Consider the following 14,216-nt stretch of genomic DNA (forward strand, 5'->3'; position numbering starts at 1 on the left):
ATCCTGATGCCATTCTATAGGGACCGGAATTTTTTCAGGTCTTATCCGATTAACTGGTTAATTTCAAAAATCGGCAAACAAACCGCAAGGATGATAAACCCGATCACCACGCCCATGATAAGAATGATCAATGGTTCGATGATTGATGTGGCGGCTGTAATGGCAGTCTGGACATTTCTTTCAAACAGTTCTGCTGATTTTTCCAGCATTTTTTCCATTTCACCGCTTTTTTCCCCCACCTTGATCATCTGGGCCGCAAGATTGGGAAAGGCTGAATTATTTTCCAGGACAGACCCAAGGCTGCCGCCTTGTTCCACGGTCTGGGCGGATTTTTCGATCAGTTCGGCAATCACCCGGTTGCCGGAAATGGTTTTGGTAATGCCCAGGGCTGTTAGAAGCGGCACCCCGTTGTCCAGCAAGGACCCTAAAGTCCTGGAGAAGCGGGATGCGATGAGCTGTCTGGTCAGGCTGCCGGAAACCGGCAAGGATAAAGTGATCCGGTCTAGAATACGCCCCCCCTTCTCTGTTTTGCGGATACCGTACAGGCACAATATGGCGAAAAACGGCGAGGGAATGATCAGCCACCACCACGTTTTTACCATGCTGCTGATACCCAGAAGAATCTGGGTGGGCATGGGCAGTTCATGATTCATGTCCGTAAAGATTTTTGTAATATTGGGGACAATAAATGTTAAAAGAAATATAAGTACAAGAAAGCCAATGACAGCCATGAGCACGGGATAGGCTAGGGACGCCTGAATTTTCTTTTTTGTGTCCTCTCTTTTTTCGCTGAAATCGGCCAGTCTTTCCAGCACAACCTCCAAAGTGCCGGAAGCTTCCCCGGCCTTGACCATATTTATGTATACCGCCGAAAAGACCTGGGGGTGAGCACCTAGAGCGTCGGCAAAGCTGTTGCCTTCTTCAATGGCATCCTTGACCCTGGACAGGACCCGCTTAAATGTCTTGGTCCTGGCCTGGGGTACCAGGGTGGCAACGGCTTTGAGCAAGGGAAATCCCGCCGCCAGCAGCGTGGCCAGTTGACGTGTTATCATGGTGATTTCCGAAGATTTTACAGAAGAAAAAAGAGGTGGCAGGTTAAATGTCTTTTTGGGGGGTGCTCCTTTATTGGTTTTAATTCGGCCGGCCCCTGATTCAATTCGAAGGATTGAGGTGGGGAAGATGCCTTTTTGTTTCAAATTCTCTTGGGCAGCATCGGAATTTTCAGCATCAATAATGCCTGATGTTTTTCTGCCGGAAGCAGTCAATCCATTGTATTCGAAAACAGCCATAATATGTTATCCTTTATATCCAGGTCAGGTGCTGATCACACACGGAGCCCACCCTTCCTTCGATCCGACAGTCGCCTCTCTGGTATCCCGGCCAGGCGTTGATCATACATGGAGCCTACCCCATATTCATCCCTGCGCATGAATTTATCCACAGCAGGCCCTATTAACTGCATTTCCGGGTTCTCGTTTTGGACCTCCTGTGCAATGTGCATTTCCTTGGTGCATCCGGTGGAATAGGTGGCATCCTTTCCGATCCATTCCGGCGGTACCTTTTGTTCCATGATTTCAAAACTTTGGGCAATATCCTCGGAGGTCTGGAAACGCCAGATATCAATGTATCCGCTTCGTTGAACAATTTCCCACATATACATCAGATCATCGGCATCCATTCCCGGCTCATAGTATGAAGACGGGTTAATGATAAACAGGTTGGCGGACTGATTTTGTAGATGTTCAATAAAACGGCTCATGATTTTTATTGCCACATCAATTTTGCCGGGGATGGAACCGATGATGCCCGAGTAGAACATCACGGTCATGTTTTTCTTTTTGGCCTGCTTCATTTTGGAAATAATTTTATCTGCTTTTTCTTCAAGGTCAGTGTGACTGAAATTGATAAAATCAGGGTGCCTGGATTTAAAGACAATGTCCAGTTTGTTGTCTGTTGTGCAGATATTGATCACATCCCTGGTAAATCTAAAATGGGTGTTGATCATTCGGTTTTTTTGTTTCGGCCCCCTTGTCACCACGCAGTCTACCTCCTTGAAAACCCGTGAAAAGGTGGTAGAGACCAACAGAAGATTCAGTGCTTCCTGGGTTCCGTCGGATATGACATACAGATGTTCATCCTGTTTCAGGCGCTGGACCAGCTTGTTTTTGCTGATGGTTTTGTCGTGGATGAAATGGGCCTGGTCCAGAGCCTTGGCAAGAACCGGGTCTGTACGGGTGTCGGTCAGGCAGACTTTTTTAAAAAACGGTCCTTCCTTGACCGCAAGGATTACTACATGGCCAATGTTTGCAAGGAACTGGGCAATGGCAATGTCCGCCACCACATCTCCGGATTCGTCGGTCAACCACAGAATTTTTGATTTTGGCGTATTCATAAGTTCAAGAAGCCGTTCTATGCCGTTTCCGGTAACTTTGGCTTTAAACAAAGCTTTTATTGCAGAAGACGAAGGGACCCTGAAATTGTCATCCCGCCATAGGGCGGAGGCCGTCAAAAGGGAGAGCAGACGTGTGAACTCTATCTCATTGATCTTTGCCTTAACCTGTTCGAGAGTCAATTCCTTGATGTTGTCAATGGCTCCGTCAACTTCGTTTAAGGCTTTTTTAAAGGTTTCCGAGACCATGAATCTTTGCGCCCTGGCATTTTCCCTTTTTTTTTGGCTTTCATAGGGATCTTCTATATGGGTGCGGCTTAAGAAAATTTTATACAGGCGTTTTTCAAGCCGGGAGGGTATGAGGAGCCGGCTTTGGATTTCGTTATCATATTTTATTTGTATCAGGCTGGACAAAAATGCACGGTCATATTCTGAATCGATAAACTCTTTAATAATGGCAAGAATTTTGTCAAGCACCTCACGGTAACGGTTGCACAAAAACCTTGGCCTTTTCCGGGACATAATCGCAGTAAACATGTTGTCAGAACAGGGATAAAACCGTTCGTTATTTTCCGGATACACCATGAATTCCATCTGTTCCAGGGAACCGACTTTCGTGGGATAGGCAAACGGATCAATATGGTTTTCAAGGAAAAATGCCGTAAACCATGCATGCTGGTCCGGAGTCTTATTGTCGGGGTTAGGTTCAGCTTCACAGGGTACCATTTTTTCTCCTTGGGTTTTACAAAGACAGATCAACGAAAAATAAAGAATTCCGCCGTCACAACAGCCCTTCAGGACCACTTATGGCCCTTTGGCAGCGAAAGGGATACTATCATGCCCGGTTCTTTTTTTCAAACTAACGCCCATGGGCCGACCTGGTCTATCAAAACCTGAGGCGCAACCCATAACGGCCGATGGGCTTGACCGGGATTGGGCCCCGGGGTATGGTTGGATTCATGGATAAACAAAAAGCGTTGGATCTTTTGGGTCTTGCACCGTCTGCCACCCGTGCGGATGCCCGTACAGCCTTTCGCAAGCTTGCCAAAACCTGGCATCCGGACAGGTTTGCAAAAGATCCGTTGAAGGCAAAGATCGCAGAAAAAAAAATGAAACAGCTTAATGGGGCCTTTCATTTTCTGTTGCCCCTGCTGCCGGATATGGTTGTTGAACAGCATGTCGGGCAAAACCCTTCGGATTTTAAACCTGGATGCGTCCAGACCCATCGTAGCGGCAAGACGTTTCAGCGTTTTTTTTCGGCCCTGGCTGCTGGTCTGAAAAAATGCAGTAATGGGAGAAGAAAGGTAAAAGTTCAAACAGCAGACCACGTTGGGGAAACGCACAAGCCCAGGGCGCATTTTCGAACAGGAACAGCCGGCAGGGCAAGGGAAACAAAGTTTGAGACAATGTTTCAAAATGCGGTTAATCATAACCCGGCAGGCACTAAACCCCGGCTTCAGCCGCAAACCGGGTCACCAGGTCGTTATACCAATTGTAGAAATTACTTTGGTTTGGTCTCCGGGCGTCCAATAAACATGGTTCGCATGAGAAACAGAGGTGTAGGCCCTGTGGAAAAAATTAGCCCTATTTCACCGGTGTCATCGGTGAAAAGACATTGAAAAACAGTCCCTTCATAAATTTAATTATACGTTTGGGTGTAGTGCATGAAAATGGTTTTATCGGATTTCTCCTGATATGATGCCCAAGCACAGAACAATCAATTAAACTTGGAATTATTATTCATGGTTAAAAAAAAGGTATCTTCAGGAATCCCCGGACTTGACCGGTTGCTCAACGGACTGTTTATCGGTGATAACGTGGTCTGGTATGATGACGCCGGCAGCCTGGCCCATCCTTTCTGCATGAAATTCATCCAGGCGTCTCACCAGCAGAGAAAACCCATTGTTTATGTTTCCTTTGACCGGTCGCCGAAAAACCTTATCCAGACCCTCGGCCCCCTGGCGGAAAACCCACATTTGACTATTTTGGACTGCTTTACCAACGGCAAGGGTGACAAGGCTGAAGTGTTCAATAAATTTTACGAAAAAGACGGTGCCCAGTGGCCCTACCAGGTTATCCGGGTGACTGAACCCTGGAAGCCGGATACGGTGTTTGAGGCTATCGACGGCCTGCACCGCAATCTTTCCGGAGATGTACGGTTTGTCATGGAAAGCCTCACCGGCATGCAGGACCTGTGGGAAGGGGAAGACCAGATCCTGAAATTTTACTCCCATTCCTGTCCAAAGCTTTATGAAATGGACACCATTGCCTATTGGATCGTTGAAAAAAACGCCCATTCCGGCCGGCTGCGGGCTCATATCAATCAGATCGCCCAAGTGGCGGTGGATCTGACCATGACCCAGGGCCGATCCTGCATTAAAATTCTTAAGGCGGACAAACGCCAGCCTGCCGACATAGGCATCCCGGTTCTCTATTCCTGTGAAAGCGGGGAAATCCTGTTCCGGAAATCCGGGACAAAAAAAGCCGATCTTCCGGATCTGGGCCAGGCAGTTAAGGTGTTCCGTACCCACCAGGGGATGTCCCAGAAAGAGCTGGCCCGCCTGGCCGGGGTTACTCCCTCTACCATTTCACAGATTGAGAGCAACCAGGTGTTTCCGTCTCTGCCTGCGCTTTACCGTATTGCCGAGCATCTGTCCGTGGACGTGGCTTCGTTTTTCAGACCCCGGACTGCAGGTTCCAGAAATATCTTCTCCAGTGATGAATCCGTGCGCATCATCCGCCCTGGCCTGGATAAGAACAGTATTGAAGTCGCCCAACTGACCCCGCCGGACCGGGATCTGCCCATGGATGCTTTCTTGATAACCGTTCTTCCGGGAAAACGGCTTAACTCACATTTCATGGTTCACAAAGGCCCTGAGCTGGGATATTTGGTATCCGGTCACCTTGATCTGGTCCTGGAGAACAGAGAGCAGACCATGTCAGCAGGTGACACTATTTTCCTGGGCAAAGATTTTCCAAGCCAATGGGTTAACCCCCTGACAGAGCCTGCTACCCTGTTCTGGATCAATATGACAGCCAAATGATCTAAGAGTTCAGAATCTTTTTGGCACTTTCATCGTTAACGTCCGCAACATGCGGGATTCCTGTCTCTTTGGCCGTCTCCCGGTTTCCGGAAAAGATTTCATGCCGGGTGATCTTGTTCAGTGAAAATTTTCTGGCACCGGCCATGAGCTGCTGCAGGCCGCATCCCAGCTTGTCCGCCAGCGTGTAAAAGGCAATGGCACCATAGGGAATATTGCTCATTTCATCCTTGCCGAGTTTGTCTGCCAGATCATGGTAGGACGCAAAAATTTCATCTGCGGTCTTGCCTTCTTCCCGGACGTTTTTGGGCAGTTCATTCCAGTTTCCGTTAACCTCGGCCCGGCGTTCCGGGAAAATGGCCCCTTCAATGTTGGCTCCTAAAAAACCCGGTATCATAATTGCCCTGCCCATGCACACCAGCTTGGTATAGGGCGCGCCCAAGGCCAGGGCTTTAAAAATATGATCTTCCAGTGCAAAACCACCGGCAAAAGACATGTCCACAACGCTTTTTCCCTTGGCAGACAGAATACTTGCATATTCATGGGCCTTTGCATGAAGGATTACGGAAGGGACACCCCAACTTTGCATCATGTTCCAGGGGCTCATGCCGGTACCGCCGCCGGACCCGTCAATGGTGAGCAGATCCAGTTCCGCATCTGTTGCAAATTTGATAGCCATGGCCAATTCTTCCATGCCGTATGATCCTGTTTTCAGAGTGATCCGGTCAAACCCAATGCTGCGCAGATATGCCACGCTGTGCATAAAATCCTCCTGAACCTGGCCCACAGAGGAAAGGTTGGTGCCCCCCAGGCGGCTGTGGCGGGCAAAAGACTTGATGGCGCCCTGTTCAAATCCCTGACGGACATCCGCTTTTGTGGGGTCCGGGTCTACGACATAGCCGCGGTTTTTCAGAAAGGTCGCGTATTCCAGGGAGCGCACCTGGATTTCACCACCGATATTTTTAGCGCCCTGTCCCCATTTTAACTCAATGATACATTTGTCTCCATATTTATCCACCACGTATTCGGCCACACCGTTGCGGGTGTCTTCCACATTGAGCTGCACAACGATGGCCCCGTATCCGTCATGGTACCGAAGGTAAGTGTCAATACGGCGGTCCAGTTCCGGTGCGCTTTTTATTTTCCCCTGCTTGGTTTCAATGCCCGAAATTTCAGAATGTTGGTCAACACCCACCACGTTCTCCCCGATGACCACGGGGATACCCACAAGTGCGCCGCCAATGGCAAAGGAATTCCAATATTTTTGTGCGATGAATGTGGAGCCTAACGCACCGGTCATCAAAGGCATTTTTACCTTGGTTTTTCGTGTTTTGCCAAATTCGGTTTCCAGAGAAACATTAGGGAAAATACAGTCATCCGGGCTGTTGGTAAGTTCGTTTGTCAAACCGTTGGCCCCATACGCATATCCCTGAACTCTCAGGCTGTTGTAGGATACTCCCACATGGCTGGTGTTGTTGGCCCCGGCTGTTACCAGGCCAAAGCTTCTGGGGTACAGCAGTTTCCGGCCTTTTATGCTGGACAGCCAGGTTTCGCATTTTCCGACACAATCCGCCCTGCACAGGGTGCACAGACTTGATTCACAAACATCCCCCCTGTTTTTGGTTCCCAGTACATCATTGCCTTTTGAAAATCTCATGTCCATGATCTGCAACTCCTCTCCAAATTATCAATCTCAATTTATGAAGCACCTGCAAAAGATACAGGTAGTAAAAACGGTAGCAGCTTCTTTAAATGTAAAAATGAATAATCAATTAAAGTTGTTGATTAAAATAAATACAAGAGACTTATTAATTAATAATTTTATTGTCAATATAATTATTTTTAAAAGTTAATTTAAAATTAATTATGTGAGTGCGTGAGTTTAATATTTACAGTTGTGGGCCGAAGCCTGGGTAGATTAGACCAAGGACGGCCCATGGCCGTTATAACGAAATTTTGATTGGGTTTTTGGACGCCCGAATATGGGCTGTATGAAAAACAGATGCGTGAGCTGTTGAAGAAATCAGTCCGATTGCACAGGTATTACCGGCGAACTACCCACCTGTTTTGGGTATGGACCGATACAAAAAATTAAAGATTAAGTGACGCCAGCGTTGTGCCGGATAGTGCCATCAAACTTACATTGTTGCCGTCAATGACGGCGAAGGTGGCCTCACCGTTTCTGGGAACGGCAATGGAGCCTGGATTCAGGTGGATGTAATTTTGAGTTTTTTCTAACTGGGGCAGGTGGGTATGTCCTTGAATAATGATATCCGTGCCCTGGGGAATTGCCAGGGTGTCCTTATGCCCGTGATGCATGAAAATCGTTTTACCAAAGGCCTTAAAGCTTAGTTCATGGGAAAATCCTTTGCAGAATCCTTCCACATCACAATTGCCGTAAATATAAAAAAGTTTAAAATCCAGATCCGCAATCGTTGACCGGATCTGGTCCGGAGCAAAATCAGGCTCATTGTAGCTGCCGTACCTTGTATCAAACAAATCTCCGGCAATGGCAACCGCATCACCGGGGGCGGCTAAAGCTTTTATCGTCAGCCAGGCCGAAAGATACCCGTGGAGATCCGAAAAGACTAAAAGTCGTTTCATGGCCTCACACCGCGTCTTCAATTTTTTCCATGGCTGCAACGCGCTGGGCCAATGGTGGATGGGAGTAATTTAAAAACACGTAAAAGGGGTGCGGGGTAAGGTTGGAAAGATTATCAGCACTGAGTTTTTTAAGCGCCGTTACCAAGGCCCCGGCCTTTTTTGTTGTCAATGCGGCAAATCGGTCTGCTTCGTACTCATCCTGCCTTGAGAAGAACTGCATGATAATGGAGACGACCAGGTCAACCGGGGAAAAAAGAATACTGAAAAAAATAAGACCGGCATATATGGACGGCGTATCCACATAAAAAGCCATAAATAGGCTTTTCTGGGTGATGAATAACGACAGAAGGTAAAAAACAATCCCCATCTGAAGAATGCCGAAAATCATACGGCGCAGGATGTGCTTCTTTTTGAAATGCCCCATTTCATGGGCCAGGACGCCCAGAAGTTCGTCCGGGGTGTGGGCGTTGATCAGGGTGTCAAACAGCACAATGCGTTTGTTTTTTCCAAACCCTGTGAAAAACGCATTGGACTTGGTGCTGCGTTTTGAACCGTCCATGACAAAAATTTGCGTTAAGGGAAAATCAATGGTTTTTGCATAGGCAAAAAGTTTGTCTTTTAATTCACCGTCTTCAAGGGGGGTGAATTTATTGAACAAGGGCATGATCCATGTGGGAACAATGTATTGAACCGCCAGGATGAACACTGTGGTTACACCCCAGCAGATCACCCAGGCCCATGGGCCCGTGCTTTCCAGAAACCAGAATATGGCGGATAGCAAAGGAATGCCTAATGCCAGGGATAAGATCATGGATTTCAGCAGATCCAGAACAAAAAGTTTTGGTGTGGTTTTATTAAAACCGAATTTTTCTTCTATTACAAAAGTGGAATAGATGGAAAAGGGCAGGGATATAATAAATTTGCATCCTGCAAGGACACCGATAAATAAAAGTCCACGGCCAATGGAAGACCATCCGGTCCCTCTGACAAAATTATCAAGGGCGCCAAACCCGCCCAGAAACCAGAATGCTAAAAGAATGCCAAGATCAATGGTCGACGTGATCGTACCCAACCGGGTGGTGGCTTTAAGGTAATGCTGGGACTGTTCATACCGCTTTTGATCATAGATATCCGAAAATTTTTCAGGAAGATGCGTTGTGAGACTGCCGATGTTTAGACGATCAGCCACATAGTTCATTGCATAATCAACAATGAGTGTAATAAGAATAATGTTGGTGATCGTCTGGTCGGATAAAAACATCGTATTATTGGGTGTCTGGATTGATCAACTCCCGGAGTTTTCCGGAACATTTAAACGTGACAACCCGTCTTGCCGGAAGCGTCATCTCTTCATCCGTTGCAGGGTTGCGTCCTTTTCTTGCTTTCTTTTCATTTACACAAAATTTGCCGAAACCTGAAATCATAATATCTTCACCATTTGAAATGGTCTCTTTTATGATTTCAAGAAATTCTTCCATGACATCATAGGCAACGGTTCTTGACAGGTCCAGTTCATTTTGTATTTTTTCTGCAATAATAGTTTTGGTCAGTGCCATAATAACTATTTACTCCTGCGGCACACAAAGCTCGCTTCTTGAAAGATTAATAAAAACAGGTTCGTAAAATACTTTAAATTCTTCGGGATTGTCAAGATAAGGTTGGCCGGTTATTTTATTTTTGTATGAAAGTTCTAATGAGTTACTCAATTGCTTTGTTGTGGGTTGCGTCTGGGTGTTGATAAACTTAGGTCAGCCCATGGCTGTTGTTGCAAAATCAACATGGTGGTCCTATTATAACGATCGTGTTTTTATCTTGGGATTTGTGTCCCTGCTTACGGCATTGTTTATTACTCGATAGTCTGCTATTTGTAGAATATAGACTTAACAGGCGGTTACATTATATTTATTCATCATATTTATGCATCATGGAGAGAAAATGACACAGGTGTTATCCATCACACCCATAGACGGACGTTATGCCCGTCTTACCGGGGTCCTTTCAAATATTTTCAGTGAATCCGGACTGATTCATCACAGGATTCATGTTGAACTCAAGTGGCTGAAATTTCTGATAACGGATTTAAAAGTCCATGAGATTATAAAAACTGACCAGACCTTGGATTTATCAGGCCTGGATGTTTTAATAAATGATTTTAATGAGGATTATGCGCTCAGGGTCAAGGAGATCGAATCCCGGACCAACCACGACGTAAAAGCCGTGGAATATTTTATTAAGGAAAAACTGGACGCAGCAGGGCTGGCTCCCATAAGGGAATGGGTACATTTTGCATGCACTTCCGAGGATATCAACAATACGGCATACGCATTGATGCTTAAAAAAGGCAAGGCGCTGGTTGTCGACCTGCTTAAAACCTTTGTGGCAGAGATTGAGAAAAAAGCCTTGCTGTATAAAAGTATTCCCATGATGTCCCGCACCCATGGGCAACCGGCTACCCCTACGACCCCGGGAAAAGAGTTTATCAATTTTGCCTGGCGCTTGAACCAGGAAATCGAGGTGCTGGAAAACACCAAAATCCAGGCAAAAATAAACGGGGCCACGGGCAATTACAACGCCCATGTGTTTGCGTTTCCCGAAATTGACTGGATGGCCGTGTCTGAACGCTTTGTCCGGGATTATCTGGGTCTTGAACCTATTTTATTCACCACACAGATAAATCCGAACTCGGCCCTGTCCAGGGTGCTTCATGCAATGGTCCGGGTTGCGGCGGTCATGATTGATTTCGACCGTGACATGTGGGGATATATCAGTTTGGGATATTTCAAACAACGGGTCGCGGCAGGTGAAACCGGATCATCCACAATGCCTCATAAGGTCAATCCCATTGATTTTGAGAACAGTGAAGGTAATATGGGCCTTGCGATTTCCATGATGGAGCATCTTGCGGTTAAACTACAGAAATCCAGGTTCCAGAGAGACTTGAGTGACAGCACCGTGCTGCGCAGCCTTGGCACGGTATTCGGGTATTTTACCATTGGGATAAAAAATGCCATAAAGGGTCTGTCAAAAGTGGATTTAAACCAGGAGGTGCTTGAAAAGGATCTTGACGATAATCCCGAACTTCTGGCCGAACCGTTTCAAACCGTTATGCGGGTATATGGCGAAGATAATCCATATGAACGTCTCAAAGATTTGACCCGGGGCAGAAAAATTCAGAAAGAGGATTTGGCCCGGTTTGTGGCGGGACTCGAAAAGGTGCCGGATGAAGTTAAAGCACGTATGGGGGCGCTTTCCCCCCAGACATATCTGGGACTGGCTGAATCGCTGGTGGACAGGTATTTTGAGGAAAAATTAAAAAAATAACCCCAAATAAATGATTGTTGACGTTTATAGGTGATTTATAGAAGCTATCTTAGATTTTTTGGGGACTTTTTGGGATAGCTTCTAATAAATTATCGGAGATTGTCCGGCATTAAAGCTGGATAAGTACCAGGGGGCAGATTTGTACTTAAGACGGTTAAGCCCTTTTGTCTCAAGGACATTCACCGCTAAAGAGAAGGTGTGATAATCAATTTCAATGTCTTCCCATCCCAGATATTTGAGGCGTTTGCGGGCCTGGCAGTAGGACATGTTCGGGTTGATCAGAAAGGCATTGGCTAAACTGCGGATAAATCCGGGGATTAAGGCCATGTCCACCCCGTTTTCTATCAGTTTGTTCACCAGTTTCTGATCAATGACAGTCATTTATCACCATTAACTATTTTAGTGCTTGCTGTTCGTTTTTCCGGTGGATTCGAATTGGCATCAAATTTCGAGTCTACCGAACCAATTAAACCCCACGATAGTTTAGAAAGATATTCAAGTCAAACCGGATTATATGGAATTAACATAAAAATTTGAAAATTTGTTATCCTAAATTCGATAGTTCCACGAATTGTTGTATTGTAAAAATTATATTTCCGCTCATTTTCGTTGTATTCTTTTTAAATTCTGTTACCGGGAAGTTGTTCAACATTACCCGGGCGTGGAATATCAGAGGGGACAAGTTTTTCTTTTTTTCTGGGTTGGGTGATGCTACTTTTATATACGATCAAAATGAAGCATGCAGCATTCGGGTAGAACATAATCAATTAAGAAGTGAAAAAGGATGCGGGATAAATGATAAGTGACAAGCAAGGGCAGATACTGCTGAAAATGGCTCGTATCAGTATTGCCGAAAAACTTGATCTTCCTGTGGATAAAACGAAAATTGATTTTGATCAATCCTTTCTGGACACTAAACTGGGACTGTTTGTGACCCTGCATAAAAACGGGGCCTTAAGAGGGTGTATTGGCGTAATAGAACCGGCCGAGCCGTTGAGAACAGGGGTTGAGGAAATTGCAAGGCTTGCCGCTTTCAAAGATTCCCGTTTTGCGCCCCTTGCCAGGGATGAGTTTGACCAGGTGGATCTGGAGATCAGTCTCTTGTCCCCTCCTGAAAAATTTGAATACGATGTGGCAAAAGAGTTGGTCCAAAGACTTGTGCCGCTCCAGGACGGCGTTATTCTTAAAAAAGGAAGCAGACAGGCGACCTTTCTTCCCCAGGTTTGGAAACAATTGCCTGACGCGGCTTCTTTTTTATCCCAATTGTGCATCAAAGCCGGGCTCGATGCCGATGAATGGACCAAAGGCTCTCTAACCGTTCATACTTACAGGGTCCATTTATTTTCTGAAGAAAAATAGTACACCAGGGTGCAAAAAAAATTATGCATATAGATCAGGAATTATTGGACGTCATTTTATCCATCAAAAACAAGGATGAACTGGGACTTTTTTTTGAAGAGATTTTTACACCTGCGGAGCTTTCGGACCTTTCTTTGCGCTGGAAGCTTTTAAAAGATCTGCACAGGGGGATGACCCAGCGGAAAATTGCTGAAAAATACGGTATCAGCCTGTGTAAAATCACGAGGGGGTCAAAGGTGCTCAAAAAAAAAGGTTCTGTTGCACTTAACGTGCTGGATTCAATGAATTGACCCGATCATCAAGTTTTTAGGAGATTTTTTCCAATGCTGAAGTTGGGCAAATTAACAGAAATTTGATCATTGAGTGATAAGTTCCAGAGCCAGTTCTGACCACAGTTCCAAGTTCAGTTGGGAAAGCGTTTGTGTTGCATGCCAGGTAAAGCTGTGCAATTCATCTCCGGGCAGATAGCCTTTTGGGTCTTGTGTTTTGATCAGAAATACCGCCCCCATGTGAACGCTACCCACCGGTGTGATATCTTCACTGATAATACCTATGAATTCGATTGGATCCCCGGCAACCCGCAGGGTCAGTTCCTCATCCAGTTCCCTTTGCATACCGTTTTTTAAAATGCTTCTAAAATTGTCTTCTCCCATGGCGCTGTCCTCCGGGTTGATATGGCCGCCGATCCCGATGGACCACAGGTCGTGGAGCCGCTTCTCACTGCCCTGCCTGCTATAGGCTGCCGTCATGCCGCCATCGGCTGTCTGTAAAAGAACGTACGGGATGATCTGTTTTTTTTGTCTGTCTTCTTCGGCAATGTCCCGGCGGACAAAGGAAAATTCAGCTTTGGTGCATGTGGCGGCAAATGTGAGAAAATCCATTGGAAGGACGGTTCGTTGGGTTACCCAGGATGCCGGAAGTGTTTTACGGTCGATGCATAAGACCTGTTCTTGCTTTTTGTTCATAATGATTTTCCAGGTTTGTATTAATTCTGTTTTGTATTAATTAATGGGCCGGTTGTAACATAAATGGCGCCCAAGGCATACCTCCAGTGGTTCCCATGGCCTTTTTTTTGTGTCTGTGATATGTGAAATTTGTAGTGCCTAACAGCCATGGGCTGATCTGGTCTATCGACATCCAGACTCAGCCCATAACAAAGATAGAAAGAATCCAGTTAGTTGCTGGAGACTTTTTTATAAAAGTGATTGAGGAGAATAAAGTGCGTTATATTGCCAAAAAAGATATTGCAGAAATTACCCGGGCCTTTTTTTGAAAGCACTTTAGTTTCTAAATCTGTGGGCATGGCTTTGCTTGATCTGACAGCGGCATCTACAATCTATGAATTTTCACGGGAAAATGATTTAAGTGTAAAGTTGAATTTTTTAGTGAATGAAAAAAAGATGGAGCGGGAAACGGGATTTGAACCCGCGACTTCGACCTTGGCAAGGTCGCACTCTACCACTGAGTTATTCCCGCTCAGCTGAAAGGCGAGTTACTTTTAT

General features: G+C 45.9%; 13 protein-coding genes and 1 tRNA gene. 5 read left to right on the plus strand and 9 right to left on the minus strand.

The genetic code is table 11. The features are described 5' to 3' along the window. Positions 1–41 precede the first annotated feature (41 nt). The gene (gene gspF / locus B147_RS0124330; protein WP_020589813.1) at positions 42–1,289 is read right to left on the minus strand and encodes a type II secretion system inner membrane protein GspF; all 1,248 of its coding nucleotides are present in this window, start codon (positions 1,287–1,289) and stop codon (positions 42–44) included. Positions 1,290–1,324: 35 nt separating this feature from the next. Continuing rightward, on the minus strand, positions 1,325–3,115 hold the full coding sequence (locus tag B147_RS0124335) for an ARMT1-like domain-containing protein (protein ID WP_020589814.1): 1,791 nt from the start codon (positions 3,113–3,115) through the stop codon (positions 1,325–1,327). Positions 3,116–3,348: 233 nt separating this feature from the next. On the opposite strand from B147_RS0124335, the gene B147_RS0124340 reads away from it, so the two are divergent. Both B147_RS0124340 and B147_RS0124345 read left to right on the plus strand, forming a co-directional pair. Continuing rightward, complete coding sequence (locus B147_RS0124340) at positions 3,349–4,008, plus strand: DnaJ domain-containing protein (protein ID WP_157238020.1); 660 nt, start codon at positions 3,349–3,351, stop codon at positions 4,006–4,008. A gap of 123 nt (positions 4,009–4,131) precedes the next feature. After that, positions 4,132–5,433: a helix-turn-helix domain-containing protein gene (locus B147_RS0124345; RefSeq protein WP_020589816.1), complete on the plus strand. Its 1,302-nt coding sequence runs from the start codon at positions 4,132–4,134 to the stop codon at positions 5,431–5,433. A gap of 1 nt (position 5,434) precedes the next feature. Here the strand turns inward: B147_RS0124345 and B147_RS0124350 are convergent, their stop codons facing one another. The 4 genes from B147_RS0124350 to B147_RS0124365 form a co-directional block, all read right to left on the minus strand. Continuing rightward, entirely contained in the window at positions 5,435–7,093 is a 1,659-nt protein-coding gene (locus B147_RS0124350) for a glutamate synthase-related protein (protein ID WP_020589817.1), read from the minus strand. A 428-nt stretch (positions 7,094–7,521) separates the two neighbouring features. After that, on the minus strand, positions 7,522–8,034 hold the full coding sequence (locus tag B147_RS0124355) for a metallophosphoesterase family protein (protein WP_020589818.1): 513 nt from the start codon (positions 8,032–8,034) through the stop codon (positions 7,522–7,524). A gap of 4 nt (positions 8,035–8,038) precedes the next feature. After that, complete coding sequence (locus tag B147_RS0124360; RefSeq protein WP_020589819.1) at positions 8,039–9,295, minus strand: M48 family metallopeptidase; 1,257 nt, start codon at positions 9,293–9,295, stop codon at positions 8,039–8,041. 4 nt (positions 9,296–9,299) lie between these two features. After that, positions 9,300–9,590, minus strand: a complete 291-nt coding sequence (locus B147_RS0124365; protein ID WP_020589820.1) for an integration host factor subunit alpha — start codon at positions 9,588–9,590, stop codon at positions 9,300–9,302. Between the two features lie 379 nt (positions 9,591–9,969). On the opposite strand from B147_RS0124365, the gene purB reads away from it, so the two are divergent. After that, a complete protein-coding gene (gene purB, locus B147_RS0124370) occupies positions 9,970–11,355 on the plus strand; it encodes an adenylosuccinate lyase (protein WP_020589821.1) in 1,386 nt (461 codons plus the stop codon). Positions 11,356–11,436: 81 nt separating this feature from the next. On the opposite strand, the gene B147_RS0124375 is transcribed toward purB, so the two are convergent. Further along, entirely contained in the window at positions 11,437–11,736 is a 300-nt protein-coding gene (locus B147_RS0124375; RefSeq protein ID WP_020589822.1) for a hypothetical protein, read from the minus strand. 414 nt (positions 11,737–12,150) lie between these two features. On the opposite strand from B147_RS0124375, the gene amrA reads away from it, so the two are divergent. Next, on the plus strand, positions 12,151–12,714 hold the full coding sequence (gene amrA, locus B147_RS0124380; RefSeq protein ID WP_020589823.1) for an AmmeMemoRadiSam system protein A: 564 nt from the start codon (positions 12,151–12,153) through the stop codon (positions 12,712–12,714). Positions 12,715–12,737: 23 nt separating this feature from the next. Beyond that, positions 12,738–13,004, plus strand: coding sequence for a Trp family transcriptional regulator (locus B147_RS0124385; protein ID WP_020589824.1), 267 nt, complete (start codon positions 12,738–12,740; stop codon positions 13,002–13,004). Positions 13,005–13,070: 66 nt separating this feature from the next. On the opposite strand, the gene B147_RS0124390 is transcribed toward B147_RS0124385, so the two are convergent. Further along, complete coding sequence (locus tag B147_RS0124390; protein WP_020589825.1) at positions 13,071–13,679, minus strand: phosphoesterase; 609 nt, start codon at positions 13,677–13,679, stop codon at positions 13,071–13,073. Between the two features lie 436 nt (positions 13,680–14,115). Continuing rightward, positions 14,116–14,190, minus strand: a tRNA-Gly gene (locus B147_RS0124400). Positions 14,191–14,216: the final 26 nt, after the last annotated feature.

Origin of the sequence: Desulfobacter curvatus DSM 3379 (assembly GCF_000373985.1) — a bacterium.
Taxonomy (GTDB): Bacteria; Desulfobacterota; Desulfobacteria; order Desulfobacterales; family Desulfobacteraceae; genus Desulfobacter; species Desulfobacter curvatus.

Excerpts from the sequence above, each read along its gene's own strand:
- B147_RS0124360 (WP_020589819.1), bottom strand. The coding sequence starts at position 9,295 with ATGTTTTTATCCGACCAGACGATCACCAACATTATTCTTATTACACTC.
- B147_RS0124350 (WP_020589817.1), bottom strand. The coding sequence starts at position 7,093 with ATGGACATGAGATTTTCAAAAGGCAATGATGTACTGGGAACCAAAAAC.
- B147_RS0124375 (WP_020589822.1), bottom strand. The coding sequence starts at position 11,736 with ATGACTGTCATTGATCAGAAACTGGTGAACAAACTGATAGAAAACGGG.
- purB (WP_020589821.1), top strand. The coding sequence starts at position 9,970 with ATGACACAGGTGTTATCCATCACACCCATAGACGGACGTTATGCCCGT.
- B147_RS0124355 (WP_020589818.1), bottom strand. The coding sequence starts at position 8,034 with ATGAAACGACTTTTAGTCTTTTCGGATCTCCACGGGTATCTTTCGGCC.
- B147_RS0124390 (WP_020589825.1), bottom strand. The coding sequence starts at position 13,679 with ATGAACAAAAAGCAAGAACAGGTCTTATGCATCGACCGTAAAACACTT.
- B147_RS0124345 (WP_020589816.1), top strand. The coding sequence starts at position 4,132 with ATGGTTAAAAAAAAGGTATCTTCAGGAATCCCCGGACTTGACCGGTTG.
- B147_RS0124365 (WP_020589820.1), bottom strand. The coding sequence starts at position 9,590 with ATGGCACTGACCAAAACTATTATTGCAGAAAAAATACAAAATGAACTG.
- amrA (WP_020589823.1), top strand. The coding sequence starts at position 12,151 with ATGATAAGTGACAAGCAAGGGCAGATACTGCTGAAAATGGCTCGTATC.
- B147_RS0124340 (WP_157238020.1), top strand. The coding sequence starts at position 3,349 with ATGGATAAACAAAAAGCGTTGGATCTTTTGGGTCTTGCACCGTCTGCC.
- gspF (WP_020589813.1), bottom strand. The coding sequence starts at position 1,289 with ATGGCTGTTTTCGAATACAATGGATTGACTGCTTCCGGCAGAAAAACA.
- B147_RS0124335 (WP_020589814.1), bottom strand. The coding sequence starts at position 3,115 with ATGGTACCCTGTGAAGCTGAACCTAACCCCGACAATAAGACTCCGGAC.
- B147_RS0124385 (WP_020589824.1), top strand. The coding sequence starts at position 12,738 with ATGCATATAGATCAGGAATTATTGGACGTCATTTTATCCATCAAAAAC.